Origin of the sequence: Catellatospora methionotrophica (genome assembly GCF_011297335.1) — a bacterium.
Lineage (GTDB): Bacteria > Actinomycetota > Actinomycetes > Mycobacteriales > Micromonosporaceae > Catellatospora > Catellatospora methionotrophica.
On record NZ_JAAOTJ010000001.1, the window covers coordinates 1260899 to 1286200 of the forward strand.

The following is a 25302-nucleotide window of genomic DNA, read 5'->3' on the forward strand; positions in this document are numbered from 1 at the left end:
AAACGGAGGAACGACGATGGCTATGCCGCAGGATCGTCTGCACCGCTGGCAGGACCGCCGTGCCCGGCGGATGGCCGGGCTGCCCTGGCTCGGCCAGGAGACCCGGGCCGACCGCAAACCTGTCTGGTACACCCGCAACGAGCTGCTGGTCCTGTCCGACCACCGCGCCTCCGCGGAACGTGTCCTCGGCACCCTCGGGCACAAGGGCGTCGCCGAGAGCGAACTCGTCCCCGGCCTGGTCCGGCTGAGCGCCGACGGCCTGGACGTGCCGGCCGCCGCCCGCCGCGTACGCGAGGCCGCCGCCCGCGACGGCGACACCCGCACCGTCGTCAGCCCCAACCACGTCTTCGTGTCCACCACCCCGTTCGAGCACGGCGGCCCGTTCGGCCCGCCGGTGCCCGCGCCCAAGCCCGGCGAGCGCCCCGGTCCCGCCCGGCCCGGCCGCGCCGTGAGCGTCGCCGTCATCGACACCGGCGTATGGCGCAACAGCCCGCTGCCCGCGCACGCCTACACGGCGGCGCCGACCGACTACGAGGTCGACACCGACGTCGACGACGACGGTGTCATCGACGGCGACGTCGGGCACGCGAACTTCATCATCGGCGTCATCGGCGCGCGCACCGGCAAGGCCGACGTACGGGCCCTGCGGGTGCTCGACACGTTCGGCCTGTGCACCGAAGCCGACCTGATCACCTCGTTCGCCCGGCTCAGGGACGAGAAGCTGATCAACCTGTCGCTGGGCGGCTACACCCTCGACGACCAGCCGCCGCTGGCCCTGGCCACCGCCCTGTCGGCGCTGCTGACCGGCCGCGACCGGCTCGTGGTCGCCGCGGCGGGCAACGACGGGCTGCGCGACCGGCCGTTCTGGCCCGCCGCGTTCGCGGGCACCGACGTGCCGTGGGCCGGGCAGGTCGTCGCGGTGGCCGCCCACGACGGCAGCGAGCTGTGCGACTGGAGCAACGCGGGCCCGTGGGTCAGCGTGACCGCCCCCGGCGCGGACATCACCAGCACGTTCGTCAAACACGACCAGTTCCCGTCCGGCTGGGCGCTGTGGAGCGGCACCTCGTTCGCCACCCCGCACGTGGTCGCGCTGCTCGCCGAGCAGACGGCCCGCTCCGGCTCGACCGAGGTCGCCCTCAAGTCCGTGCTCAACACGGCCGCGGCCCGCTCCTTCGGCGGATACCCGGGGCTGTCGTGACCCAGACGCCCCCGCACACGCTGCCCGACGCCGACACCGCCGCGCTGCTGCGCCAGGCCGGCGACGGCGACCAGCGCGCCTGGAACACCATCGTGGACCGCTACTCCGGGCTGGTCTGGTCGGTGGCCCGCAGCCACCGCCTCGGCCAGGCCGACGCCGCCGACGTCTTCCAGGCCACCTGGCTGCGCCTGGTCGAACACCTCGGCGCGATCCGCGAACCCGAACGCCTCGGCTCCTGGCTGGCCACCACCGCCCGCCGGGAGTCCCTGGCAGTGCTGCGCCGCGCCGGTCGCGACCTGCCCGTCGGCGACCTGCTCACCCTCGAACCCCGCGACCGCCCCACCGCCGAGGTCGACAGCGACCTGCTGCGCCGCGAACGCGACGGCGCGCTGTGGCAGGAGTTCGCGCGGCTGCCCGGCCAGTGCCAGTCGGTGCTGCGGCTGCTGATGATGGACCCCGCCCCCAGCTATGCCGAGGTCAGCGCGGCATTGGACATCCCCATCGGCAGCATCGGCCCGACCCGTGCGCGCTGCCTCGACCAGCTCCGCCGGAGGTTGAACCCCTGATGCCGTACGACGATGACATGCCCGCCGACTTGCGCGGGCTGACCACCCGGATGGACCCGGTGCCCTTACACCTGGTCGCGCTGGCCAAGGAGAGCCTGGCCTGGCGGGACACCGACGCGGCGCTGGCGAGGTTGGTGGCCCAGGTCGACCTCGCCGGCGTCCGCGGCGAGGACCTGCCCGACCTGTTCACGTTCACCGCCGGTGAGCTCACCATCGAGGTCGAGATCGCGGTGGCCGGGCAGACCGCCGCGCTGACCGGCCAGCTCGTGCCGCCGCAGCCCGCCCGCATCCGCGTCGACCACGCCGACGGGCCCACCTGGGTCGAGGCCGACGGCCTGGGCCGGTTCTCGGCGGCCGGGATCGCCCGCGGCCACCTGCGCCTGCACTGCCACCCACCGCAGGGCGGCCCGGTCCAGACCTCCTGGACCCTCGTCTGAGTCACAGCACCTCCCGGGGCTCCACGCCGAGCCCTCGCAGCGCGGCCAGCGCCGCGGCCCGCAGCTCCGCTGCGTCGCCGATCCCGTCGCTGGCCGCGCTCAACTGCACCGCCACCGTGCCGCCCGGCGTCTCGGCCAGCACGGCGTTGAGCCGGTCAGGCCCGGCTCGATTCGTTCGTTCAGCTCACCGCGCACCTGATCCGAACGCGCGGTCGGGTACGTTCGACATCCGGGCCAAGGTCACCTCGAGAAGGGCGAGTCCTGTCCACGACGAGCGCGATCAGTCGGCTGTGGCTGGCCGGCAACCTCCCGATCCGAGACGGCCTCTACCGGGCCGACGGGTCGACCCGCTCCGTGCGAGCCGACCCCTCGACGCCCGGCGGGCTCGCGCTGCTCGAGCCGTTCGACCTCGAAGCGTGGCTGCTGGCCAACCGCGGATGGCATACCTGCGTCGACACCACCACCGAACTCCCGTTGCCCGACGGTTCCGGGCACCTCTGCTGCGGCGAGGGGTCCCACGGTTCGGAAGGATTCTTCGCCCGACTCGACCACACCAAGACCCTCATCTGGGTCGTATACCTGCAAGAGTCCAACCCGTTTGTCGAAGTAGCGATCCACGGACGACACGCCACGATCAGATCGAGCTCGGACTTGTCCATTCAGGTGGACCTCACCAGCCCAAACTTCGGCTCCCGTTAATGGCCGCACGGGAGCGCCGACGCGGAGGCCTGGCGCGACGTCACCAGCGGCGGAAATCGGCCATGTCCCGGATCAGCGAGGACACCAGGCGGTCCGATCTGCGGAAGTGCAGTGTGCCGCTCGCGACGCGGGTGTAGCGGCGGGTCGCCGGGACGACCGTCAGCACCCCTACCCACCCGACGACGACCGAAAGCCCGGTTGCGACGAGTACCAGGATCAGCAAGGGTTTGATCGCCGCGGACCCGGTGAGCCAGCCGATGATCGACAGCGTGACGAGAGCAGCGAAGCCCGTCGCGGAAACCCGCATACTGCGGACCGTGACGCTATAGCGGTTCGACTGGCGCATTGCGCCCAGTTCGCGGTCGCCGTCTTCGATCGCACCCACCTCCGATTGCTCCGGTGCCGCAGTATGCCAGCCGCAGGCACCGCCAGCCGGCGAGTCGGCTCGCGGTGCCTGCCTTAGGCCGAGATCAGTTGCTGGGCTTGCCGAACCAGCGGACCAGGTGTTCGTTCAGGTCCTGCTGATCGTCGCCGATCCAGGCGACGTGGCCGTCCGGGCGCAGAAGGACGCACGGAACATCCAGCATCGCCGACGAGTCCCCGCAATAGTCGATCCGTTCCGACCAGCCGCCGACAGTCAGGCGTTCACTACGGTCCAGCAGCAGGCCACGGCCGCGATGGAGCAGGTCGTACAGGCGGCCGGACTTGACGTCGATGTCGCGCATGCGGCGGCCGAGCAGGTCCGGGCCCGGGCCGAAGTCGTACCGGACGCCGATCGCGGTGATCTTCTCCAGCAGGTGGCGGTTCACCACGTCGAAGTCCATCAGCTCGCTGAGCAGCCTGCGGGCGGCACGCGCACCGGGTTCGGCGGACGACAGGGCCATCTGCGCGCGGGTGTTGTCGAGCACGTCCTCGGCGACCGGACGGCGCTCGGCCTGGTAGGTGTCCAGCAGTGGCTCCGGCGCCCAGCCTTGGATCTGCGCGGCCAGCTTCCAGCCGAGGTTGAACGCGTCCTGCACCCCGAGGTTGAGGCCCTGCCCGCCGATCGGCGGGTGGATGTGGGCGGCGTCGCCGGCCAGCAGCACCCGCCCGACCCGGTAACGTTCGGCCAGCCGGGTGGCATCGCCGAAGCGGGACAGCCAGCGCGGGGAGTGCACGCCGAAGTCGGTCCCGGCGACGGCGCGCAGGTGCTGCCGGAAGTCCTCGATCGTGGGCGGCTTCGTACGGTCGCCGACGCCCACCGCCGGGATGATGACCCGGTAGACCCCGACGCCCGCGGGCCCGACGAAGAACCGCTGGTCGGTCTCGCGGATCTCGGCCACCCTGGCGGCGACCTCCTCCGCCGGAACACCCACCTCCAGCTCGCCCATCAGCGTCTCGGTCCGCGACGGCTCGCCGGGGAAACCGACGCCGAGCAGTCCGCGCACCGTGCTGCGCCCGCCGTCGCAGCCGACGAGGTAGCGCGTACGCAGCCGCTCCCCATCGGCCAGTTCGACGGTCACGCCGTCGTCGTCCTGCTCGCACGCGGTCACCGTGGCGCCGTGCCGGACCTGCGCGCCCAGCGCGATCGCGTGTTCTTCGAGCAGCTGCACGATGACCGGCTGCGGGATGCCCAGCAGGTAGGCGTGTGCGGAGTCCACGTCAGCGGGCGCGGGTTTGTCGATGGCGGCGAAGTACGCGCCCGCCGGTCGCCGCCGCCCGCGTTCGGCGACCCGGTCGAGCAGCCCGCGCATGGCCAACAGCTCAAGGCTGCGGATGTGCAGGCCGACGATGCGAACGAACGACGTGGGCTCGGTTTCCTTGTCCAGGACGAGGACCCGTACGTCGTGCAGCTGTAGTTCGGCGGCCAGCATCGCGCCGGTCGGGCCGCACCCGGCGATGATCACGTCGTAGTCGGGGGTGAATGGCGCAGCGTGCATGGTGTTGCCTTTCGGGAGTGCCACGGTGGTGGGGCGCTCCCGGCGACGGCTACGTCAGTCGCCCGACCGTGACGGCAAGGGGGAGCACCCACTTCGATCCAGCGTTCATGGGTCTCACCTCCTCGGGCAGCGTCACGTTCAGCAGCAAACTACAAGGCCGAGCCCTGTCGCGTCCAGTCCGCTGCCCCCCACGTGAGCACGCGCCGTAGGAAATAGTCAGTCGGCAAAGAATTTACGTAGAACATCTTCATAGATGAATGCACATGTAATAGATTCACGCCGTCCCCGTCCCTCGCCCCCAGAGGTGAACCATGAACGGCAACTCCCACCTGCGCAGACGCACCCTGCTGGCCGCCGCCGCGGGTGTCGTCGCGGCCCCCTTCGCCGCCGGACCCGCCTTCGCGGCCGCGCCGAAGGTCTACATCGATCCGGGCCACGGCGGCACCGACCCCGGGGCGGTCGCCAACGGCCTGCAGGAGAAGACCCTCACCCTCAACATCGCCCTGCAGACCCGCGACATCCTCAAGGCGAGCTACAGCGTCGACGTGCGGATGTCGCGCACCACCGACATCACCCGCAGCCTGGCCTACCGCACCGACGACGCCAACGCGTGGGGTGCCGCGATCTTCGTGAGCATCCACATCAACGCCGGTGGCGGCACCGGCTTCGAGAGCTACCGCTACCCCGGCACGACCGGGACCACGCAGCGGCTGCACAGCCTCATCCACTCCAACGTGCTGAGCAACATGCGCTCGGTCGCATCCGTCACCGACCGGGGCCAGAAGACCTCGAACCTGCATGTGCTGCGCGAGTCGAACATGCCCGCCGTGCTGACCGAGAACCTGTTCATCGACACGGTCGCCAACGCCAACCTGCTCAAGCGCGCCGACTTCATCACCGCGACCGCCCGCGGGCACGCCCGCGGCATCGCCGCGTTCCTCGGGCTATGAGGCGCCGGTGCGGGCCCGTAGTCCTCACGGGCCCGCACCGGGTTCACCACCTGACGGCGACGGCGGTGCTCGTCTCGGCGAGCGCACCGGCCAGCCAGCCCACCGCGAGCACGAGGCCCGCCAGCGCCGATCCGGCGGCGGCCAGCGCCGAGGCGAGCCGCGCCCGGTGCAGCCTGCGGTACTCGACCGGCGGCAGGGCGACCCCGTTGGCCAGTCCCGCGACGAACGCCGGGTCGCTGACGCGGGTGTACGCGGCCAGCCCCTCCAGAAGCTCCTGCTCCTCCGGACGCAACGACATCGGTCCACCTCCTGTGCCGTCTGACTACCCGCACAGGCGCGCGGATACCGCCCGAGCCGTTACTCGTTCAGCCCGGTCTTCGGCTGGTCCACGGCCACCCACAGGTCGGTGCTGCCGTCGTCGGCCGGGCTCTCGATCACGTGCGTGCCGAATCCGGACCGGGCCAGCGCCCCGAACCGCGCGAACATGTCGGCGAAGCCCGTCATCGCCCGGCGGGCGCCGAGCCAGTGGTTCTCCCCGTACGCGTGGTACGCGTCGCCGTAGGTGACCCCGTCGGTCAGGGCCAGCAGACCCTGGCCGCGCCCGGCGCGCACCTTCATCACGGCCGCGAAGCTGACCAGCATCAGGCCGAACACGTTGCCGGCCCAGGTCAGGTTGAACTCGTCGACACCCGGAACCCGGTTGCGGCCGCCGGCGGCGGCGGTGAAGCTCACCGTCTTGTTCTTCTTGTGGTACGACTGCACCCAGCCCGTGTTGCCGTCCAGCGGATGGTTGGGCGTGGTGCTGGCCAGCCCGCCCCGGTGGATGTGCGTCGGGGTCTCCAGGATGAACGGGCGGCTGAAGTCGATGTTCGCAGCGCCCAGGCTCAGCAGCCCGAGCGGCGCGCTGTTCGCCGCGATCAGCTTCTCCCGGTGCGCGATCAGCAGCCGCTCGCCCTCCAGCTCGGCGAGGATGTCGGCGCCGCTGAACGGGTCCTCCAGCGACGGCACCCCGTAGTACGGCAGGTGCGGCACGGTCCCGCCGGACGGGCAGAACATCGACAGCATCCCCCAGAACGGCGACCACGAGGTGGTGTCCTCGAACTCCTTCTGGAACTCCTCGGGCACCGGCTGCGGGTAGGTGTGGTTCAGGTAGGCGTGCTCCTTGCCGAGCCGGTTCTTGCGCCGCAGCGCCCAGGTGAATCCGACGAAGTACGGGCTGCGCGGGCGGTAGGAGCCGTCCTTGGCATTGGACTGCGCCTCGCACGCCTCGGCCAGCTTCGCCATGCCCACCCCGCCCTTGTCGCACATGGCGATCGGCGCGAGCTCGGGCTTGGCCAGGTCGAAGTCGGCCCCGGTGGTCTCCTTGGCGAGCTTGGTGAACTCGGCCTCGGCGAGGTCGTGCACCGCCACGCCGACGAGCAGGTTGAGCCGCTCGAGGTTGACCCGGAACGTCATCAGCGCGCGCTGCTTGAGAAGCTCGAACTTGCTCGGGTCTGGTTGCATTTGGTTCCTCCTCGGGCCACGCGGTCGGGGGTGACCGCCTACGCCAGAGAAGATGAGCCGGGACCGGCCGCTGATACGGCGGCAGGTGGCGGGCATCGGACAGCGGCTAGCGCGTGTCCATGTCGCGCAGCGCGTCCTCGACGGCCCGGCAGAAGGTGGGGTACGCGTAGATCATGTTCCGCAGCACCGGCAGTGGCGTACGCGCGTGGACGGCCAGCGTGAGCAGCCCCAGCACCTCGCCACCGGCGGGACCGGCCGACACCGCGCCGACCAGGACGTCCCGGTCGGCGTCGGCGAGCAGCGTGATGAACCCCGCGTTGCCCGCGTGGTGCAGGAATCCCCGCGCCGACTCCGGGATGCACGCCCGTCCGATGCGTACCCGCAGCCGCTGCTCCTCGGCCTGGGCTCGGGTCAGCCCGACCGCGCCGATCTCGGGGTCGACGAACACGCAGCGCGGCACGGCCCGGTAGTCGGCGCGGTCACCGTCCTGGCCGAGCACATCGGCGGCGGCGATGCGCCCCTGGTACGTCCCGACGTGCGTGAACTGTCCCCGGTCGGTGATGTCGCCGACCGCCCACACCCCGTCGGCGACGCGCAGCCGGTCGTCGGCGTCGAGGCTCTTAGCCTGCGGGTCGAGCCCGATCGTGTCCAGCCCCAGCTCCCGCAGGTTGGCCTCGCGCCCGGTGGCGACCAGCAGCCGCTGCGAGGTCACGCTCTGCCCGTCGGCGAGCCGGACCACGAACCCGCCGCCGTACTCGACCCGCTCGGCCTTCACGCCGGTGACCACCCGCACCCCGTCCCCGGCGAGCACGTCCTCGGCGAACGCGGAGACCTCCGGGTCCTCGCGGCCGAGCAGCCGGTCCTCGGCCTCGACGACCGTCACCTCCGCGCCGAACCTTCGCAGGACCTGCGCGAACTCCAATCCGACCGGTCCGCCGCCCAGCACCGTCACCGACCGTGGGACCTCGGTCAGCTCCGCGACGTCCCGGTTGGTCCAGTACGGCGTCCCGGCCAGTCCGTCGATGTCCGGCACCGCGGGCCGCGTCCCGGTCGCCAGCACGACTGCGCGGGCGCTGAACTCTTCGGTCCCGCCCGACGCGCGGTCGACGACGACCTTCCCCGGCCCGGCGAGCCTGGCACTGCCCCGGACCAGCCGCACTCCGGCGTCAGTCAGTTCCTCGGCGATCTCGGCGTCGTTCCAGTCGTGGGTGGCCTCGTCGCGGATACGGCGGGCGACCAGCGACCAGTCCGGGGTGACCGTGGCGGTTCCGGCCAACTGCGGCACCCGGTGCGCCTCGGCCAGCACGTTGCCCGCGCGGACCATCATCTTCGTCGGCACGCAGGCCCAGTTGTGGCACTCGCCGCCGAGCAGGTGCTCCTCGACGCCCACGACCGTCAGCCCGCCGTCACGCAGCCGGTGGGCGACGTCCTGACCGGCCACGCCGAGACCGATGACCACCGCGTCCACCTGCTCACCCATGCACGGACAGTGCCCGAAGGGCCACGGCCGCAAACCCGGCGCGGTTGACACCCGGCGGCGGATCCTCTTGTCTGGCTGCCGACATCCAGCGCGGGAAGGACGGAGATCGCCGATGGGACTGCAGGCGCCGCTGTGGCGGGCGGTCACCGTGTTCCGGGTCGCGGCACTGGTGTACGCCACGGTCCTGATGTTGACCGGTTTCCGTGACTTCACCCGCCCGTGGCTGGGCTGGGCCGTGCTCGCCGCCATGATCGCGTGGACCGCCGTCACCGGCGTGCACTACCACGACCCCGCCGGGCGCAACCGCAGCTGGCTGGCGGCCGATCTCGCCTTCACCCTGGCCTGCCTGCTCGCCTCCATGCTGGTCGTCCCCGCCGCGAAGCTCAGCTCCGGCGGGGCGACGCTGCCGATGGCCTGGGTCGCCGGGGCGGTCCTGGTCTGGGCACTGCGCGGCGGCCGCCGCGCGGGCGGGATCGCCGCGCTGATCGTCGGCGCGGCCGACCTGTTCCTGCGCGGCGAGATCACCTCCGCGACCGTCAACGGCACGGTGCTGCTGCTGCTCGCGGGCGGCGTCATGGGATACGTGTCGCGGCTGACCGACGACGCTGAGACCAGACTCCAGCGGGCCGTGGAACTGGAGGCCGCGACCCGCGAACGCGAGCGCCTGGCGCGCGGCATGCACGACTCCGTCCTGCAGGTGCTCGCCCTGGTGCAGCGACGCGGCACGGAACTGGGCGGCGAGGCCGCCGAACTGGGCAGGCTCGCCGGGGAGCAGGAGGCGGTGCTGCGCTCGCTGGTCGGCGTACACGTCACCGCGGCCGTCGCGGGCACCGCCGACCTGCGCCTGCTGCTGGGCCGGTACGGGTCGCCGCTGGTCACCGTCGCCACCCCGGCGACCCCGGTGCTGCTGCCCGCGGCGGTCGCGGCGGAACTGGCCGCGGCGGCGGGCAGCGCCCTGGACAACGTCGCCACCCACTGCGGCTCGTCGGCACGGGCCTGGGTGCTGGTCGAACAGGAACCCGACGCGGTCACCGTGTCGATCCGCGACGACGGCCCCGGCATCGCACCGGGCCGGCTCGCCGAGGCCGCGACGTCGGGCAGGCTCGGCGTCGCGCAGTCGATCCAGGGCCGCGTCCGCGACCTCGGCGGGACCGTCGCCATCACCAGCGGGCCCGGTCAGGGCACCGAGGTGGAACTACGCGTGCCGCTGCCCCGCTAGGCTGTCGCCCGTGGTGGACGTGATGGTGGTCGACGACCATCCGATGTGGCGGGACGGCGTGGCCCGTGACCTGACCGACGCCGGTTACCGGGTCGTCGCGGCGGTGGGCGAGGGCGCGCAGGCGGTGCGCATCGGCCCGTCGGTGCGGCCCGAGGTGGTCGTGCTCGACCTGCAGTTGCCGGACCTGTCCGGCGTGGAGGTCATCCAGGGGCTGGTCGCGGCCCTGCCGCAGGTGCGGGTGCTGGTGCTGTCGGCCAGCGGCGAGCAGCAGGACGTGCTCGACGCCGTCAAGGCCGGTGCGGCCGGATACCTGCTCAAGTCGGCCGCGCGGGAGGAGTTCCTGGACGCGGTGCGGCGCACCGCCGAGGGCGACGCCGTGTTCACGGCCGGGCTCGCTGGCCTGGTGCTGGGCGAGTACCGGCGGCTGGCCGCCGCGCCCGGCGACGGGGCCGACGCGCCCCGGCTCAGCGAGCGCGAGACCGAGGTGCTGCGCCTGGTCGCCAAGGGCATGACCTACCGGCAGATCGCCGAACGCCTCACCCTGTCGCACCGCACCGTGCAGAACCACGTGCAGAACACGCTGGGCAAACTCCAGCTGCACAACCGGGTCGAGCTGGTCCGCTACGCCATCGAGCAGGGCCTCGACGACTGACCCGCCGTTGAGTACGCCGCACATCGCGAGTGAGTGTGTGAGCGGATTCGCTTTCACCCCGGACGTGGCTGAATCGGGAGCATGACTGCTTCCCCGAACGTGTACCTGACCGGTTTCGGCGCCTACCTGCCCGGCGAGCCGCTGGACGCCGACCAGATCGCGCAGCGGCTCGGCGCAGGCGCACGCGGCGCGGGCCTGCGGTCGCGGGTGCTGGCCGCCAACGGCATCCGGACCAGGCACTACGCGCTCGACGAGCAGGGCGCGGTCACCATGCTCAACGAGGAACTGGCCGCGGCCGCCGTGCAGGAGGCGCTCAAGGACCGCGACCTGCCCCTGGACGCGGTCAGCATGCTGGCGGCGGGCACCACCCAGGGCGACCTGCTGGTGCCGGGCTTCGGTTCGATGGTGCACGGGCGGCTCGGCGGCCCGCCGATGGAGGTGCTGTCGGCGGGCGGGGTGTGCGCGTCGAGCATGACCGCCCTGGCCGCCGCGGCGCGCGCGGTCCGGCTCGGCGAGCACCCGGCGGCCGTCGTCGTCGGATCGGAGCTGGTCAGCCGCTCGCTGCGGCAGAGCCGGTACGAGGGCGACCGGTCGACCTTCGACGCCGAGTTCCTGCGCTGGACGCTGTCCGACGGGGCGGGCGCGGTGGTCCTGGAGCCGAACCCGCGCCCCGACGGGCTGAGCCTGCGCCTGGACTGGACCCACCTCGTGTCGTACGCCGGGGAGCGGCCGGTGTGCATGTCGGCCGGTGGGGAGCCCGTCGCCGGTCAGACGTGGCTCGACGGGCCGGACGTGGCGACCGCCGAGCAGGCCGGGCTGATCCGGCTGCGCCAGGACGTGAAGGCGCTGCCCGCGCTGTTCCGGCTCGGGTTGCGCGAGTACATGGGGCTGGTCCGGGCGGGCCGGTTCACGCCCGACGGCATCGACCACGTGCTGTGCCACTACAGCGCCGAACACTTCCGGGGCGAGATCTTCGGGCTGCTCCGCGAGGCCGACCTGATGATCGACGAGGAGCGCTGGTTCACCAACCTGCACACGCGCGGCAATACGGGGGCTGCCAGCATCTTCGTGATGCTGGAGGAGGCGTGGCGGACCGGCCGGTTCACCCCCGGCGACCGCATCCTGCTGATCGTGCCCGAGTCCGGCCGCTACTCGCTCGCGTTCGCGCAGCTCACCTGCGTCGCCGCGGACGACCCGGCATCCCCGGTGGGCGGCGGCGAGGTGGCGCGCGTCGCGGTCCACGGCGACGCCGCCACGCCACCCGCGGCGCAGCTGACTGGTGCACTGCCGGGCGCCCGGTCCGCGTCCGTCGGGGGTACGCCGTCGCCGCTGGTCGCACAGGACGGCGACGGTGAACTGGTGCGCTGGACGGTGCTGGAGCTGGCCAGGGTGTGGGACGACTTCGAACGGCAGGTGCGCTCCACTGCCCTGGTCCGGCGGATCGACACCGGCACGGCGACGCTCGACGACTACCGGCGGCTGCTGGTGCACCTGCGCCAGCAGGTCGTCGAGGGCGGGCGGTGGATCAGCCGGGCCGCGTCGAACTTCTCCGTCGAGATGTTCGCGCTGCGCAGCGCAGCGATCAAGCACGCGGCCGAGGAGCACCGCGACTACCAGCTGCTCGAACGCGACTACTGCGCGGTCGGCGGCACGATCGAACAGATCCAGGGCGCGCGCAAGAACATCGGGTCGGAGGCGCTGTCGGCGTACGTGTTCCACCAGGCGAGCCAGCCGGACCCGGTGGACCTGCTCGGGGCCATGTTCGTCATCGAAGGGCTCGGCGCGGGACTGGTGCTGGGCTGGGCGCGTGCCCTACGCGAGCAGCTGGGCCTGCGCGAGGACCAGGTGAGCTTCCTCAGCTACCACGGCGACGCCGACGACGCGCACTTCGCCGAGCTGGCACACCTGCTGCGCGAGGCGCTGCCCGACCGCGCGGCGGCGGCCCGGGTGGTGCGCACGGCCGAGGTCGTCGCCCGGCTGTACGCGATGCAGCTCGCCGAGGTCGACGCGTGAACGGCCCCACCGTGTGGACCGCGATCATGGCCGACCCGACCGTGCCGATCGACCGGGACGTGCTCGCGATGGTGGTCGCCGACCAGCGGCAGTGGACCCGCCGGTGGCTGTACCCGCCCGCGCGGATCGTGTCGCGGGTCGCGGTGTGGCTGATCCGGGTCGTCAAGGCGCTGCTGCCGTGGACGTTCTCGGCGCATACGACGATGGATCGGTTGTGTGTCTGGTTCCTGCGCCGGTTCGTCTCGCCGCGCGCCGGTGAGCTGCTGATCCGGCACTTCCTCATCGAGACGAACCTGCTGGCGTTCATCGCCCGCAACAGCGCCGTCACCGGGGTCACCGAGCCGGTGCTGCGCCCCACGACCCTGGCCGGGCTCGGCAACAGTGCGGTCATCGAACACGACGTCAACGTGTACGACGTGCTCATCGCCCTCGGCGCGGGGCGGCGCGGGCCGCGCGGGCCGCTGGACTTCTCGATGCTGGCGGTGCCGCCGGTCGACGCGTCACCAGGGTTGCGGCGGCTGCTGCGGCTGGACATCCAGACCGCGCTGTGCCTGATGAACATCCCGTTCGCGCTGTGCCTGACCAGGGAGGAGTATCGGCGCGCGGTGCACTCGATGCGGCTCGACGAGTCGCTGATGACGGTGCTCGCGGAGCTGACCGGCGACGACACGTTCCTGCGCTGGCGGCCGGGCGGGGTCGTGGTCCGCGTCGACAGCGGCCTGGACGTGCCCCGCGCGGTCTACGAGCACGCGGTCGTCCACGAGTACGCCCACGCCCGGCTCGTGAACCTGGCGGCCGGTGACCCGGCGTGATGATGCGGGCGCAGGCCGCCGAGGGACGGCCTGCGCCGGTCGCGCTACTCCCGGTCTGTTGCCGCCTTGGCGAACAGCTCCAGGACGGCACGCCAGTCGCCGCCGCCGACGAGCCCGTCGCGCAGTTCCTGGCCGGCGACGAGACGGTCCAGGTGGCGGTGTTCCAGCTCGACCGTCGTCTGCTCGGGGCCGTCCTCGGTGAACCGGATCTCGATCTCGCTGGCGTGCGCCGGGTCGGCGTCGTACTGCCAGCTGCCGTTGATCTGCCAGGTGAGGACGAGGCGGTGCGGCGGCTGCCAGGCGAGGACCCGGCCCCAGTCGCACTCGCTGCCGTCGACGCCGCGCTCGTACCAGCGGCCGCCTTCGCGTGGCTCGACGACGACCTCGGCCAGGTCCGCCTCGCCGATCTGGTACTGCGCGGGCCACCAGGTGTCGAACGAGGCGGTGAAGAAGTCGAACGCCCGCGCGGCGGGCAGGGCGACGGTGACCTTCGCGTGCAGGGGCGGGATGGGTGCAGCGGTCATCAGGACTCCTGTTCGGATGCGGGGGAGGCCGCTTCGGCGGCCTTCTGGAACGCCGTCAGCGCGTCCTCCCAGACACGGTCGAGGTAGGCGCGCAGCGCGGTCACGCCGTCGGGGTTGAGCTGGTAGACGCGGCGGGTGCCGTCGGCCCGGCTGACGACCAGGCCACCGTCCTTGAGAACCCGCAGGTGTTGCGACACCGCAGGGCGGCTGACCGGCAGGAGATCGGCCAGTTCGCCTACCGAACTGGGCCGCCGTGCCAGCAGCTCGAAGATCGCGCGCCGGGTCGGGTCACCCAGCAACCCCAGGCCGCTCTCTCCGTAAGTCTCCACGAACGGTAAGTCTAGACTTACCGAGTTCGGCAACACAACACGCGTGGGCCGACCTCGGCAGCTAAGGCCAGCAGCCCCTTTGCTCACGGCAGCGCGAACGTGGCCGCTTTAGCTGCGGGCACCCTGCCACGCCGATCGGAGGGCCGCTAGCTCAGCACGGGGGAACGGTCGACCCACGCGGTCCGGTAGCCAGCCGCGCCGTGGTTCAGTGCAGTTCGGCGTTGAGGTGCGGGGTGGTCGCGCCCTCGTAGCCGCGCTGCTCGGTGTAGGTGAGCAGGATGCCCGCGAACTGGAACATCGTGACCGGCAGCTGGATGACCGCGCTGAGCACGACCGACACGATGGCGCCCATGGTGACCAGCGCGACGCCGTTCACCGTCGGCCCGAAACTCTGGTCGCTGACGGCATTGACGACCGCCTCGATGATGGCCTCGATGATCGACACCGCGAACCCGAGCCCGATGGTGATCAGCACGATCAACGCGAGGCGGCCCAGCACCCGGCCGCCGCTGTTGTGGAGCATCTTGAAGGAGCGGCCGATCGGGTTGATCCGCTCGAACAGGAAGATCGGGCCGACCAGGGCGGTGGCGGCCGTCAGGTAGATGCCCGGCAGGAGGCAGGCGAGCGCACCCACGAGGATCATCAGGCCGACCGGGATGTACCAGGCGAACAGCCCGAGGCTGCGACGGAAGCCGTAACCCAGTGACTCACCGATGGTGGCAGGCGTTCCGGCGGCCTGCCGGGTGACGGAGTGGGTCGCGGCGGCGTACCCGGCCAGTTGCAGGATGTAGAGCAGGATGGCCACGACCACCACCGCGGCGATCAACGGCAGCACCGTCGCGAAGTCGAACTCACCGGTGCCGGTCCCGGTGCCGGTCCCGGCCTCCGGGACCAGGTTCACGATCTCCAGGCCGACGTACACCCCGACGAAGATCGCGCCCACCCCGATGACCATGCCGGGCAGCAGCTGGGTGATCGCGAGGATGGTCAGGGTGGACTTCCAGCTGTGCTGGAACAGGCTGCCGATGCGCTTGAACCAGCCGCCGACGCCGCCGTTGGGGGGCGCGACCAGCGGGTCGTCGTACAGGTCGCCGCCGGGCTGCACGAACGCCGACTGCGGCGGCAGGTAGCCGCCCGCGGGCGCGTAGGGGGACGGCACGGCGGGGCCGTAGGGGTCGGGCAGCTGGGACATCGAAACTCCAGGTCGGCGCGGAGGGGCGGCCTAGTGTGCCACGCCCCGGCCAGCCGTATCGCCCCCCTTCCTCGATGACGTGGGCCACCTCGACGACACCTCCGCCTCCGGGCCGGAGGACATTCGCGCCAGAGGGTGCTCATATCGGGACGCATGAGCGTCCGCATATGAGCACGCCCCGTCAGAGACACCTTCCTGAGAAGGCCTCCATCCAGCGGGGCCGGGCCGAACCGTGAACGCGCGCCGCTCGCACGGGCGATAATGATGCGACGCCCCCCGGAACGCGGACCGGCACCAGGTCCGTGCCGACGATGGGGGCGATGATGGCGCGCACGGTGGCGGACCTGATGGTCGCGACGCTCAAGGCCTCGGGCGTACGGCGCATGTACGGCGTGCCCGGCGACTCGCTGAACGGGCTCACCGACGCGCTGCGCCGCGACGGCGGGATCACCTGGCAGCACGTACGCCACGAGGAGGCCGCCGCCTTCGCCGCCGCGGGCGAGGCCGCCGTCACCGGCGAGCTGGCGGTCTGCGCGGGCAGCTGCGGACCCGGCAACCTGCACCTGATCAACGGATTGTTCGACGCCAACCGCAGCCGCGTGCCCGTGCTGGCGATCGCCGCGCAGATCCCCCGCGACGAGATCGGCTCCGGCTACTTCCAGGAGACCCACCCGCAGGACCTGTTCCGCGAATGCTCCGTGTACACCGAACTGGTCAGCGTCCCCAGCCAGCTGCCCTGGGTGCTGCACATCGCGATGCGCACCGCGCTGGCCCGCAACGGCGTCGCCGTCGTCGTGGTGCCCGGCGAGGTGTTCCTCGCCGACGCCCCGGCCGACGCCAAACCCCAGTCGATCCGCCCTGTCGTGACGATGACCCGGCCCGACGACGCCGCGCTCGACGCCGCCGCCGAGGTGCTGAACGCCGCCAGGAGCGTGACCATCCTCGCCGGGGCGGGCTGCGCGGGCGCGCACGACCGGCTGCTCGCGGTCGCCGGGGCGTTGCAGGCACCGGTCGTGCACGCGTTCCGCGGCAAGGAGTTCGTCGCCTACGACAACCCCTACGACGTGGGCATGACCGGGCTGATCGGGTTCAGTTCGGGATACCGGGCCATGGAGCACTGCGACGCGCTGCTGATGCTCGGCACCGACTTCCCCTACCGCCAGTTCTATCCCGAGGGCGTGCCGATCGTGCAGGTCGACGTACGCGGCGAGCAGATCGGCCGCCGGGTGCCCGTCGACGTGCCGCTGGTCGGCACCGTCCGCGACACCGTCGACGCGCTGCTGCCCCGGCTGACCGCCAAGACCGACTCGGCGCACCTGGACCGGATGACCGCCCACTACCGCCGCGCCCGCGCCCGGCTGGACAACCTGGCCACGTCAGCCGCCGACGAGTCGCCGCTGCACCCGCAGCACGTCACCGCCGTCATCGACCGGCTCGCCGCCGACGACGCGATCTTCACCGCCGACGTCGGCACGCCGTGCATCTGGGCGGCGCGCTATCTGAACATGAACGGCCGGCGGCGGCTCATCGGCTCGTTCAACCACGGCTCGATGGCCAACGCCCTGCCGCACGCGATCGGCGCGCAGGCTGAGCACCCGGCCCGCCAGGTCGTGTCGCTGTCCGGCGACGGCGGGCTGGCGATGCTGCTCGGCGAGCTGATCACGCTGCGCCAGATGCGCCTGCCGGTGAAGGTCGTGGTCTTCAACAACGGCGCGCTGTCGTTCGTGGAGCTGGAGATGAAGGCGGCGGGCTTCGTCACGTACGCCACCGAGCTGGACAACCCCGACTTCGCCGCGATGGCCGAGGCCGCGGGGCTGTTCGGGGCGAAGGTCGAGAAGGCGGGCGACCTGGAGGACGCGCTGCGGGCCGCGTTCGCCCACCCCGGCCCGGCGCTGGTCGACGTGCACACCGCCCGCCAGGAGCTGTCCCTGCCGCCGAAGCTGACCTTCGGCCAGATCAAGGGCTTCACCTTGTACGCCACCAGGACGATCCTGTCCGGGCGCGGCTCCGAGATCGTCGAACTCGCCAAGACGAACCTGCGCGACCTCGACGCCGAATGACGCGTTGAGCTGCGCGACAACCCCGCCACAACCCTGCCGCAACCCCGTCACAGCCCGGTTCGCCTTCGCTGTGCGCAGCGGCCGGGACCTCCGGCCCGTTCCCGGCACAGCAGCCGCGCGGCCCACCGGACCCGCGGCGGAACGGAGTCCCCCATGCAGACCACATCCCTCCTGCGCAGGATCGGCGTGCTCGGCGCGCTGACCGGCGTGTCGCTGGCGGCAGGCCTCGCCGTCAGCTCACCGGCGCAGGCCGCCACGACGCTTAAGGTCACCACGGTCATCTGCAACGAGGAGACCGACGAGCTCGGCGACGACAGCCCGTACTTCCTGGTGTTCGCCGCCAGCACGACCAACCCGGGCGCGACGGCGTTCGGCAAGTGGGGCCCCGGCGGCTGGGACGACGAGATCGCCAGCGGCGACTCGTACAGCCCGAACGGCACGGTCGCCACCGGGGTGAGCAGCAGTAGCTGGCGGCTCATCTCGCTCATGGTGGAAGAGGACTACGACAACGACCTCACCGCCAGCGAGATCACCTGGATCGGCAACAACATGTTCAACCAGTATCAGATCTCGTTCTGGAAGCCGACCTCGACGATGATCTCGGAGATGCGGGCCGCGCTGCGCAACACGACGGCGATGTACCTGTCCAACGACGACATGGTCGCGACGGACGACAGTTCGATCGGCGGCTGGGCCTACTACGTCGGCGATGGTGGCTCGTACCAGGTCAAGTACACCCTGCCCTGATCCGGGCGGCGACGCCGGTGGCGGCCTGACGGCCGCCACCGGCGTCGTCCTACTCCGACCTGTTCCGCCTGGTGGGCGGCCTGTGCACCCGACCGGGTCGTGACCCGCGGCGCTGGCATGATCGCCCTCGTGACGACACGCGTGGCACTCATCACCGGCAGCTCCCGGGGCCTGGGCCGGGCCATCGCCCGGCGGCTGGCCCGCGACGGCATGGCCGTCGCCGTCAACGGCCGCCAGGTGCACACCCTGGCCGGACTCGTCGACGAGATCCGCGCCGAGGGCGGCACCGCGGTCGCGTTCCCGGCCGACGTCACCGACGCGCAGGACGTGGCCCGGCTCGCCGAGACGATCGCGGCCACCCTCGGCCCGGTCGACGTGCTGGTCCTCAACGCGACCGGCCCGCAGCCCGAGGCCCTGATCGCCGACGCCGGGCGGGCCGCGTTCGAGGCGCAACTGGCGTTCTTCGTACACAGCCCGGTACTGCTCGGGCAGGCGCTCATCCCCGGCATGACCGCGCGCGGCCACGGCCGCATCGTGCACCTGGACTCCGAGGTCGCCGACCGCCCCGCGCCCGGCTGGTCCGCGTACGCCACCGCGAAGAACGCGCAGATCGGCCTCGCCCGCGCCTGGGCACGCGAACTGGCCCCGCACGGCATCACCGTGAACAGCGTCGCCCCCGCCTGGATCCCCGTCGAGCGCCACGAAGGCGCGGCCGTCGACGACTACCTGGCCACCGTGCCCGCCGGCCGGATGGGCACCCCCGACGACATCGCCCACGCCGTCAGCTTCCTGGCCTCCGACGCCGCCTCCTTCATCACCGGCCAGCGCATCACCATCGACGGCGGCCGCAGCCTCCACCCCTGACCCCCGCCCGCCCGGCCCCGACCCCCGCTCCCGTCGCAACTCTTAAAGACTTGCGGCCTCAGATGCCCTCTGAGGCCGCAAGTCTTTAAGAGTTGCCGCAGGTGGGGGGCGGGGTCTGGGGGGCGGGCTCCTCGCTGGCGCGGGTCGCGTGGCGGGGGCTGGGCGTCGCCTGTGAATCCTGGGCGTCCGCTGACCGCAAAGCGCGCTTCCAGCAGCAAAACGGTCGGCGTCGCGTATTTCTGCCAGGTCCCTCGGAGGTTGTCTGCGCGTTCCGTCGAGCCTGACGCGGCAGCGTCGGAGACTCACCGATCGCAAGGAGACGAGCCTCATCATGATGAAGTTCTCGAAGAAGACCCTGGTCACGGTCGGCGCGGCAGGCGTGCTGGCGCTCGGCGTCGCAGTTCCCGCCGCAGCCTGGGCCGCAGAGGGCAGCGACCCCGCGCCCGCCGCCACCTCCCAGGACAAGAGCGGCCAGCGCGCCGAACATCAGCAGAAACTCGCCGAGGCGCTGGCCAAGGAGCTGGGCGTCGACCAGGCGAAGGTCTCCGCCGCCCTGGAGAAGGTGCAGTCCCAGCTGCGCCCCGACGGCAAGAACCGGGACAAGACCGGCGACAACGCCGCCGACCGCACCCAGCGCCTCAAGGACCGTCTCGCCGCGGCCGTCAAGGACGGCAAGCTCACCCAGGCCGAAGCCGACGCGATCCTCAAGGCGACCGAGGCGGGCGTCCTCGGCGGCCATGGCCACTCACCGGACCGAGCCTCCTCCCCCGAGTCCGGTAAGTGATCCGTGCGGGCGGCGTCCGAAGCAGGGCGGACGCCGCCCGCGGCGGACCGGCGTGAGAACCCCGTGAGCGAAGCAGCTCATGCTGGGCTAACAGCCGGTGCGGTGGGGTGGGCACCATGGCAACACCGCTCCCCCACCGACGACCACCACACCACCACCGGCCACCGCACGGCCGGCCCTGCCCCGGGCAGCGGTGAGCGAACTCGCGCCATGACCCGCGTACTGCTGATCGACGACCACCGCACCGCACGCGAGGGCCTGCGGCTGGCCCTGACCCGGCACGGCCACGCCGTCGCCACCGCCGACAGCGGCGAACAGGGCCTGGCCCGGCTGCGTACGTTCGCCGCCGAGGTCATCGTCCTCGACCTCACCCTGCCCGGCATGGACGGCTTCGACCTGTGCCGCCACCTGCGCACCGAAGGCGACCTGCCGATCATCGTGCTGACCGCCCGCGACGACGACATCGACGTCGTCGCCGCCCTGGAGGCGGGCGCCGACGACTACGTGATCCAGCCCGTGCACTCCCGCATCGTCGAGGCCCGCATCCGCGCCGTCCTGCGGCGAGCCGCCCGCCAGCCCACCCGGCCGACCGGCCGCGAGCAGCACGGAGCACTCTGCATCGACCGTTGCTCGCTCAGCGTCGGCAAGTCCGGACGTCGCGTCCGCCTCGCCCCGACCGAGATGCGGCTGCTGCTCACCCTGTCCGCCGAACCCGCCCGCGTACACACCCGCCACCAGCTGCTCGAAGCCGTCTGGCAGCACGACTTCCTCGGCGACTCCCGCCTGGTCGACGCCTGCGTCCAGCGCCTGCGCGCCAAAATCGAAGACGACCCCCACACCCCCGTGTACGTCCAAACCGTCCGCGGCTTCGGCTACCGCTTCGGCCCCGTCCCCGCATGATCGTCCGACCTGCCCGGCAACTCGCCTGCCGCAACTCTTAAAGAGTCGCGGTCGTGCCAAGGTGTGAAGGCGCGACTTCCTGAGAGTTGCGGCAGCTCGAACAGCCACGACGCGCCCAGCCGGCGCAGCGCCCGGTGAATGAGCAGGCAGAGCGCGATCACCACGGCTGACAGCACCGCCGGGTAGACGACGGCCGCGACGATCTGGCCCGTCGCACCGAGACCCGACACCGGGTCGTGCAGGACCAGGTGCAGCAGCGCCAGCACCGGCATGTGGATCACATAAATCGGCAGCGTACGCCGTCCAAGTGCGGCGAGTGGGCCGCCGATCGCGGGTCGCCTCGCGAGCCGGGCTGCGGCCGTGACGCCGAACGCGACCGCGATCACTCCTACGGCCAGCCATACGCCCGGCCATCGCTGTGCCCCCACGGCGGCCATCGCCGCGAGCGCTGCCGCGTATGTCGTGAACGTCAGCACGAGACGGCGTCGCGTCGCGGTCTCCGCCCAGCGTTCGATCCGGGGACGCAGGTGGACGCCGGCGAGGAAGAACACCAGGTTCTGGTACAGGCCGCCGCGGTCACCGGGCGTCGCGAGCAGGCCCGACGCGGTGGCCACCGACAGGGCTGCCGCCGCGGCGAGCACTGCGGCGCGGGGGGCGTGGCGCAGCGCCTTGGCGATGACGAAGTAGACGGCGAGGGCGTAGAGGTACCAGAGGTTCGACGGGGTGATGGTGAGCTGTTCCAGCAGGGCGAGGGCGGAGTCGGCGCGGGCGGTCGCGAAGCCGGGGACGGTGCTCAGGATCGCGGTGTGGATCAGGAGCCAGGCGGTGTAGAGGTAGAGGAATCTGGCGATGCGCGGTCGGGCCGTCTGCCGCCAGGTGCGGGTCAGGGCGGTGGTGGCGAAGACGCCGGAGATGGTGAAGAACAGCGGCATACGCAGCGGGAGAAGCTGCTCGCCGAGGGTGCCCCAGGCACCGGGCAGGGGAATGCCGATGTGCCAGTCCACCTGCAGGTAGTCCTTCATCACCACATGCCAGAGCACGACGAGCACGATGCACGCGCCCTTGGCGGTGTCGGCCCACTGTGCGCGCGGCTGTGGTCGGGTGTCGAACGGCATCGGTTCTTTGAGCACCCGGCGAAACTGCCAGCGCGATGTCCCCGGCCGTCGAGGAACATGTCACAAGACCGTCACACCGGGACGCGGCTGCACCAGGCCTGACGGACTGTGGCCGACCTGGCCACGAATCCTGTTCGCCACGCTGATTAGTGAAGGGGGGACAAGTCCATACCCGACAGTCTGTTGCAGACGGCATCGGATGGGCAAGGATGGGCCCGTGTGGGATCTCGTGATCAATCTGCTGGCGAGCGCGATCGCCGGCGCGGCGGTGTGGCTGACCCAGTTCGCGCTGCGCCGGCGGCGACTGCACCGGATGCGGACGTTCTTCGGGTTGGCGGCTGGGGCGACGTGCGTCTTCTTCGTGTCCCGGCACGCGTCGTCACCGCATCCCCAGAGCGTGCACCGTTCCGACATGGGTGCGCTGCTGGAGGTGGCGGTGATCGCGCGGGACTGCGGGAGCGTGCCTCGGATCGCCTCCTTCGAAGACGCGCCGACCGGACCGGGCGAACTCACCGAGTTCAGCGTCGGTGGGCCCACCTTCAATCCTCGTACCGGAAGCCACCTGCGACGCACGTTGCCGGGAGTGGCGATCGTCAAGGACGGCGAACGCCCGCTGACTTTGGTGGTCGGTGGGCAGTCCTACGTCTGCGAGCCGGGGACCAGCGAGTACGTGCTGCTGGCGAAGGTGTTCGGACCCGGCGGCGGGCGGCCGGTCTTTCTGCTGTGCGGGCAGACCGCGTTGTCCAACCAGGCTGGCGCCCGGCATCTGCGCGCGCAGTACCAGCAGCTGGCGCGCGAGCACGGCAACCGGCCGTTCGCCCTGCTACTGCGGGTGGTCGACACCGACGCGTACGGTCCGACCCTGGTCGAGGTGGTCGCCGACGTGACCGCCGATGCGTCGCGCCACCCGCTGCCGGAACAGCAGCCGTCCGCCACGGCCTGACCCTCGATCGTTCGACTTGCCGGGCACGTGTGCTCGTCGCCACGGCTCTGCGGGGGCCGGGTATCGGCTGTACGCACTCCGTGGGGCCCTCGCACCCGCTTGATCCGCGCCTGGGACGGCGGCCGGTTCGCCCGTACCCCGATGGTTCCGGCACCCGTAGGCGGGCTGCGCGTGACAATAGCCGTTGACTTTGACGTTACGTCAACTTCTACGGTGGGTGTACCGACGAGAACGGAGGTGCGGACCGTGGAGTGGTCGATCCAGGATGTGGCCCGGCTGGCGGGCACCACGAGCCGGACGCTGCGTCACTATGGCGAGCTGGGGCTGCTCACGCCCAGCCGGGTGGGCGGCAACGGCTACCGCTACTTCGACCAGGGTTGCCTGGTACGCCTGCAGCGGATCCTCCTGCTGCGCGAACTCGGCCTGGGCCTGCCCGCGATCGCCGAGGTGGTCGACGGCGGGCCGCAGGACACCGCGACCGCGCTGCGTACCCATCTGGAGTTGCTGGAGCGGGAACGCGAGCGGATCGGGCGGCAGATCGCGTCGGTGCGGACGACATTGCGTAAGACCGAGGAGGGCGAGCAGCTCATGGCAGAGGAAGTATTCGACGGCTTCGACCACACGCAGTACGAGCAGGAGGTGACCGAGCGCTGGGGACGTGACGCCTACCAGAGCGCCGACCGTTGGTGGCGTTCGCTGAGCCAGGCCGACAAGGACGAGTTCCAGCGGCGGCAACGCGACATCGCCAAGGACTTCGCCCAGGCGCACCTGGCCGGTAGGGCGGCCGACAGCGACGAGGTGCAGGCGATCACCCAGCGCCACTTCGACTGGTTGTCGATCACCGGCCGACCGGCCAAGCCGTACTTCGTCGGGCTGGGCGAGATGTATGTCGCCGACCCGCGCTTCACCGAGAACTACGACCGGCACGGCGAGGGCACGGCGGTCCTGGTCCGTGACGCGATGAGGGTGTACGCGGACCGCAACCTCACGGACTGAGCGCGCTGAACACCGGCACCGGGAGTGCGGTCCTGCCGGTGTTCAGCCGTGCGGCGGCAGGTCCACGGAGAGCACGCGGGTGCGCACCTGGAAGCCCACGCTGTCGTACAGGCGGCGGGCCGGGTTGCTGTCGGCGACTTCGAGGCCGAGCCGGGGCAGCCCGGCCGCGCGGGAGCCGTGCATCGCGTGCACCAGCAGCGCCCGGCCGAGCCCGAGGCCCTGTGCCCGTGGCGCGACGCCGAGGTTGAGGATCCAGGCGCACTCGTCCTCGGTCCACGGCACCGGTCCCGCGCACAGCACGTGCCCGGCGCTGCGCCCGTCGGCGCCGGCGACCCGTGCACAGGCCCCGGCCAGGGGCGGCACGGGGTCGCCGTGCCCGAACACGGCCTTGATCTGCGCGGTGTCGCCGTCCTGCCACGGGCCGTCGGGGTGCTCGGGCCCGTACGCGGCGGCGAGCCCTGCGGCCAGGTCGTCGTCCCAGCCGCCGGCGCGCAGGGACCACCCGGCGGGCAGGGCGGGAAGCGGCGGGAGCGCGGTGAGGTCGTGGCGCATGTCCGTGGCGGCGCGCCGCAGCCGCAGGCCGCCGTCGACCAGGGCGCGGGCCAGCGCGTCGACGCGGGTGGTGAGCCGCCGTCCGGCGAGGTCGTGGCGGGCCTGCGCGGCGACCTGGGCGAGGTCCGCGCCCGGCACGGGCTGTACGTGCTCGGCGAGCAGGGTGCCGTCGCCGTCGCGCAGCCGCAGCCGGGCGAGCGGGGTGCCGTCGTCGGCGTGCAGCAGCGTGGCGGGGTCGCCGGGCTTGGAGCGCAGGGGCATTCCGGCACCCTATCGGGTTGATCTTCGGGTCAGCTGCCGCCGCTCAGCCAGGCGCGTACGGCGTCGAAGGCGGTCGGGCCGTTGTCGGCGGTGACGTCGCGGGCCAGGTCGGCGACGGTCATCTCGCGCAGCGCGGCGCGCCAGGCCTGGTCGGCGGCGCCCATGGCGCGGGCGACGGGGCAGGGTTTGGTGCAGGCCTCGGCGGGGGTGGCGAGCGGGCCGCGTTGGCGGATCTCGGTGCAGACGAACGCGGGTCGTGCACCGTCGACGGCTTCGACGATGTCGAGCAGCGAGATGTCCTCCGGCGCCCTGGTGAGGACGTACCCGCCCGATTTGCCCTGTATGGAGCGGACCAGACCGGCCCGCGAGAGGTCCTGGAGCTGCTTGGCTAGGTAGGTGCCGGAGACGTCGTGCAGCTCGGCCAGGCGTGCCGCGGGCACGGGGCGATCCGCTGCGGTCAGCACCACGCAGCAGTGCAGGGCCCATTCGACGCCTGAGGACATTTTCACAATTCCCAGTGTACGCGTTACCCGGATACAACCTGTCCGAGTACAGTCTCGGACAAGAAACATCCGAGTTTGCGTGAA

Annotated in this window: 28 protein-coding genes; 16 read left to right on the forward strand and 12 right to left on the reverse strand. The window is 71.8% G+C overall.

All coding sequences use genetic code 11. The features are described 5' to 3' along the window. Positions 1–16 precede the first annotated feature (16 nt). The 3 genes from HAV40_RS05475 to HAV40_RS05485 are packed head-to-tail and all read left to right on the forward strand — an operon-like array spanning position 17 to position 2201. A complete protein-coding gene (locus tag HAV40_RS05475; RefSeq protein ID WP_166379577.1) occupies positions 17–1198 on the forward strand; it encodes a S8 family peptidase in 1182 nt (393 codons plus the stop codon). A 20-nt stretch (positions 1199–1218) separates the two neighbouring features. Beyond that, positions 1219–1764, forward strand: coding sequence for an RNA polymerase sigma factor (locus tag HAV40_RS05480; protein WP_203671428.1), 546 nt, complete (start codon positions 1219–1221; stop codon positions 1762–1764). 17 nt (positions 1765–1781) lie between these two features. Continuing rightward, a complete protein-coding gene (locus tag HAV40_RS05485; protein WP_166379579.1) occupies positions 1782–2201 on the forward strand; it encodes a hypothetical protein in 420 nt (139 codons plus the stop codon). Between the two features lies 1 nt (position 2202). On the opposite strand, the gene HAV40_RS05490 is transcribed toward HAV40_RS05485, so the two are convergent. Next, a complete protein-coding gene (locus tag HAV40_RS05490; protein WP_166379581.1) occupies positions 2203–2343 on the reverse strand; it encodes a hypothetical protein in 141 nt (46 codons plus the stop codon). A 212-nt stretch (positions 2344–2555) separates the two neighbouring features. On the opposite strand from HAV40_RS05490, the gene HAV40_RS05495 reads away from it, so the two are divergent. Then, a complete protein-coding gene (locus HAV40_RS05495) occupies positions 2556–2900 on the forward strand; it encodes a hypothetical protein (protein ID WP_166379583.1) in 345 nt (114 codons plus the stop codon). 40 nt (positions 2901–2940) lie between these two features. On the opposite strand, the gene HAV40_RS05500 is transcribed toward HAV40_RS05495, so the two are convergent. Together HAV40_RS05500 and HAV40_RS05505 are read right to left on the reverse strand one after the other, a co-directional pair. Continuing rightward, positions 2941–3285, reverse strand: a complete 345-nt coding sequence (locus tag HAV40_RS05500; RefSeq protein WP_166379585.1) for a hypothetical protein — start codon at positions 3283–3285, stop codon at positions 2941–2943. 85 nt (positions 3286–3370) lie between these two features. Next, entirely contained in the window at positions 3371–4819 is a 1449-nt protein-coding gene (locus HAV40_RS05505) for an FAD-dependent monooxygenase (protein ID WP_166379587.1), read from the reverse strand. Between the two features lie 311 nt (positions 4820–5130). On the opposite strand from HAV40_RS05505, the gene HAV40_RS05510 reads away from it, so the two are divergent. Continuing rightward, the gene (locus tag HAV40_RS05510; protein WP_166379589.1) at positions 5131–5769 is read left to right on the forward strand and encodes an N-acetylmuramoyl-L-alanine amidase; all 639 of its coding nucleotides are present in this window, start codon (positions 5131–5133) and stop codon (positions 5767–5769) included. A gap of 43 nt (positions 5770–5812) precedes the next feature. On the opposite strand, the gene HAV40_RS05515 is transcribed toward HAV40_RS05510, so the two are convergent. From HAV40_RS05515 to HAV40_RS05525, 3 genes are all read right to left on the reverse strand, one after another. Next, positions 5813–6067: a DUF3040 domain-containing protein gene (locus tag HAV40_RS05515; protein WP_166379591.1), complete on the reverse strand. Its 255-nt coding sequence runs from the start codon at positions 6065–6067 to the stop codon at positions 5813–5815. Positions 6068–6126: 59 nt separating this feature from the next. After that, on the reverse strand, positions 6127–7272 hold the full coding sequence (locus HAV40_RS05520) for a hypothetical protein (RefSeq protein ID WP_166379592.1): 1146 nt from the start codon (positions 7270–7272) through the stop codon (positions 6127–6129). 106 nt (positions 7273–7378) lie between these two features. Beyond that, positions 7379–8752 carry a dihydrolipoyl dehydrogenase family protein gene (locus HAV40_RS05525; RefSeq protein WP_166379594.1) on the reverse strand — a complete coding sequence of 458 codons (1374 nt, stop codon included), beginning with the start codon at positions 8750–8752 and terminating at the stop codon, positions 7379–7381. 112 nt (positions 8753–8864) lie between these two features. Between HAV40_RS05525 and macS the strand changes: the two genes are divergently transcribed. From macS to HAV40_RS05545, 4 genes are all read left to right on the forward strand, one after another. Beyond that, positions 8865–9971: a MacS family sensor histidine kinase gene (macS, locus tag HAV40_RS05530; protein ID WP_166379596.1), complete on the forward strand. Its 1107-nt coding sequence runs from the start codon at positions 8865–8867 to the stop codon at positions 9969–9971. 22 nt (positions 9972–9993) lie between these two features. Continuing rightward, a complete protein-coding gene (locus HAV40_RS05535) occupies positions 9994–10623 on the forward strand; it encodes a response regulator (RefSeq protein ID WP_166380090.1) in 630 nt (209 codons plus the stop codon). An 81-nt stretch (positions 10624–10704) separates the two neighbouring features. Next, entirely contained in the window at positions 10705–12636 is a 1932-nt protein-coding gene (locus HAV40_RS38340; protein ID WP_239086353.1) for a 3-oxoacyl-[acyl-carrier-protein] synthase III C-terminal domain-containing protein, read from the forward strand. Next, positions 12633–13448, forward strand: a complete 816-nt coding sequence (locus tag HAV40_RS05545) for a DUF6999 family protein (protein ID WP_239086355.1) — start codon at positions 12633–12635, stop codon at positions 13446–13448. The genes HAV40_RS38340 and HAV40_RS05545 overlap by 4 nt, the downstream gene beginning before the upstream one ends. A 44-nt stretch (positions 13449–13492) precedes the next feature. Here the strand turns inward: HAV40_RS05545 and HAV40_RS05550 are convergent, their stop codons facing one another. From HAV40_RS05550 to HAV40_RS05560, 3 genes are all read right to left on the reverse strand, one after another. Beyond that, entirely contained in the window at positions 13493–13972 is a 480-nt protein-coding gene (locus HAV40_RS05550; protein ID WP_166379598.1) for an SRPBCC family protein, read from the reverse strand. Further along, positions 13972–14301 (reverse strand): ArsR/SmtB family transcription factor, encoded by a 330-nt coding sequence (locus HAV40_RS05555; protein WP_166379600.1) that lies wholly within the window; start codon positions 14299–14301, stop codon positions 13972–13974. Before HAV40_RS05555 ends, HAV40_RS05550 begins: the two co-directional genes overlap by 1 nt. A gap of 205 nt (positions 14302–14506) precedes the next feature. Next, complete coding sequence (locus tag HAV40_RS05560) at positions 14507–15493, reverse strand: DUF3824 domain-containing protein (RefSeq protein WP_166379602.1); 987 nt, start codon at positions 15491–15493, stop codon at positions 14507–14509. Positions 15494–15813: 320 nt separating this feature from the next. Between HAV40_RS05560 and poxB the strand changes: the two genes are divergently transcribed. The 5 genes from poxB (at position 15814) to HAV40_RS05585 (ending at position 20848) form a co-directional block, all read left to right on the forward strand. Further along, complete coding sequence (gene poxB, locus HAV40_RS05565; RefSeq protein WP_239086356.1) at positions 15814–17553, forward strand: ubiquinone-dependent pyruvate dehydrogenase; 1740 nt, start codon at positions 15814–15816, stop codon at positions 17551–17553. A gap of 153 nt (positions 17554–17706) precedes the next feature. Then, the gene (locus HAV40_RS05570; RefSeq protein WP_166379604.1) at positions 17707–18300 is read left to right on the forward strand and encodes a hypothetical protein; all 594 of its coding nucleotides are present in this window, start codon (positions 17707–17709) and stop codon (positions 18298–18300) included. Positions 18301–18429: 129 nt separating this feature from the next. Further along, complete coding sequence (locus tag HAV40_RS05575; RefSeq protein ID WP_239086358.1) at positions 18430–19164, forward strand: SDR family NAD(P)-dependent oxidoreductase; 735 nt, start codon at positions 18430–18432, stop codon at positions 19162–19164. A 331-nt stretch (positions 19165–19495) separates the two neighbouring features. Beyond that, a complete protein-coding gene (locus HAV40_RS05580) occupies positions 19496–19948 on the forward strand; it encodes a hypothetical protein (protein WP_166379608.1) in 453 nt (150 codons plus the stop codon). Positions 19949–20158: 210 nt separating this feature from the next. Then, the gene (locus HAV40_RS05585; protein ID WP_166379610.1) at positions 20159–20848 is read left to right on the forward strand and encodes a response regulator transcription factor; all 690 of its coding nucleotides are present in this window, start codon (positions 20159–20161) and stop codon (positions 20846–20848) included. Here HAV40_RS05585 and HAV40_RS05590 read toward each other — a convergent pair. Then, on the reverse strand, positions 20821–21978 hold the full coding sequence (locus HAV40_RS05590) for an acyltransferase family protein (protein WP_239086370.1): 1158 nt from the start codon (positions 21976–21978) through the stop codon (positions 20821–20823). The genes HAV40_RS05585 and HAV40_RS05590 overlap by 28 nt on opposite strands. Positions 21979–22180: 202 nt before the next feature. Here HAV40_RS05590 and HAV40_RS05595 point away from each other — a divergent pair, with 202 nt between their 5' ends. Beyond that, positions 22181–22906: a hypothetical protein gene (locus HAV40_RS05595; protein WP_166379612.1), complete on the forward strand. Its 726-nt coding sequence runs from the start codon at positions 22181–22183 to the stop codon at positions 22904–22906. Between the two features lie 246 nt (positions 22907–23152). Beyond that, complete coding sequence (locus HAV40_RS05600; RefSeq protein ID WP_166379614.1) at positions 23153–23902, forward strand: MerR family transcriptional regulator; 750 nt, start codon at positions 23153–23155, stop codon at positions 23900–23902. Between the two features lie 42 nt (positions 23903–23944). Here HAV40_RS05600 and HAV40_RS05605 read toward each other — a convergent pair whose 3' ends face one another. Together HAV40_RS05605 and HAV40_RS05610 are read right to left on the reverse strand one after the other, a co-directional pair. Beyond that, complete coding sequence (locus tag HAV40_RS05605; RefSeq protein WP_166379616.1) at positions 23945–24715, reverse strand: GNAT family N-acetyltransferase; 771 nt, start codon at positions 24713–24715, stop codon at positions 23945–23947. A gap of 29 nt (positions 24716–24744) precedes the next feature. Continuing rightward, complete coding sequence (locus HAV40_RS05610; RefSeq protein ID WP_166380094.1) at positions 24745–25218, reverse strand: RrF2 family transcriptional regulator; 474 nt, start codon at positions 25216–25218, stop codon at positions 24745–24747. Positions 25219–25302: the final 84 nt, after the last annotated feature.

Excerpts from the sequence above, each read along its gene's own strand:
- HAV40_RS05505 (WP_166379587.1), bottom strand. The coding sequence starts at position 4,819 with ATGCACGCTGCGCCATTCACCCCCGACTACGACGTGATCATCGCCGGG.
- HAV40_RS05610 (WP_166380094.1), bottom strand. The coding sequence starts at position 25,218 with ATGTCCTCAGGCGTCGAATGGGCCCTGCACTGCTGCGTGGTGCTGACC.
- HAV40_RS05560 (WP_166379602.1), bottom strand. The coding sequence starts at position 15,493 with ATGTCCCAGCTGCCCGACCCCTACGGCCCCGCCGTGCCGTCCCCCTAC.
- macS (WP_166379596.1), top strand. The coding sequence starts at position 8,865 with ATGGGACTGCAGGCGCCGCTGTGGCGGGCGGTCACCGTGTTCCGGGTC.
- HAV40_RS05510 (WP_166379589.1), top strand. The coding sequence starts at position 5,131 with ATGAACGGCAACTCCCACCTGCGCAGACGCACCCTGCTGGCCGCCGCC.
- HAV40_RS38340 (WP_239086353.1), top strand. The coding sequence starts at position 10,705 with ATGACTGCTTCCCCGAACGTGTACCTGACCGGTTTCGGCGCCTACCTG.
- HAV40_RS05570 (WP_166379604.1), top strand. The coding sequence starts at position 17,707 with ATGCAGACCACATCCCTCCTGCGCAGGATCGGCGTGCTCGGCGCGCTG.
- HAV40_RS05525 (WP_166379594.1), bottom strand. The coding sequence starts at position 8,752 with ATGGGTGAGCAGGTGGACGCGGTGGTCATCGGTCTCGGCGTGGCCGGT.
- HAV40_RS05515 (WP_166379591.1), bottom strand. The coding sequence starts at position 6,067 with ATGTCGTTGCGTCCGGAGGAGCAGGAGCTTCTGGAGGGGCTGGCCGCG.
- HAV40_RS05485 (WP_166379579.1), top strand. The coding sequence starts at position 1,782 with ATGCCCGCCGACTTGCGCGGGCTGACCACCCGGATGGACCCGGTGCCC.
- HAV40_RS05580 (WP_166379608.1), top strand. The coding sequence starts at position 19,496 with ATGATGAAGTTCTCGAAGAAGACCCTGGTCACGGTCGGCGCGGCAGGC.
- HAV40_RS05520 (WP_166379592.1), bottom strand. The coding sequence starts at position 7,272 with ATGCAACCAGACCCGAGCAAGTTCGAGCTTCTCAAGCAGCGCGCGCTG.
- HAV40_RS05535 (WP_166380090.1), top strand. The coding sequence starts at position 9,994 with ATGGTGGTCGACGACCATCCGATGTGGCGGGACGGCGTGGCCCGTGAC.
- HAV40_RS05585 (WP_166379610.1), top strand. The coding sequence starts at position 20,159 with ATGACCCGCGTACTGCTGATCGACGACCACCGCACCGCACGCGAGGGC.
- HAV40_RS05550 (WP_166379598.1), bottom strand. The coding sequence starts at position 13,972 with ATGACCGCTGCACCCATCCCGCCCCTGCACGCGAAGGTCACCGTCGCC.
- HAV40_RS05475 (WP_166379577.1), top strand. The coding sequence starts at position 17 with ATGGCTATGCCGCAGGATCGTCTGCACCGCTGGCAGGACCGCCGTGCC.
- poxB (WP_239086356.1), top strand. The coding sequence starts at position 15,814 with ATGATGGCGCGCACGGTGGCGGACCTGATGGTCGCGACGCTCAAGGCC.
- HAV40_RS05605 (WP_166379616.1), bottom strand. The coding sequence starts at position 24,715 with ATGCCCCTGCGCTCCAAGCCCGGCGACCCCGCCACGCTGCTGCACGCC.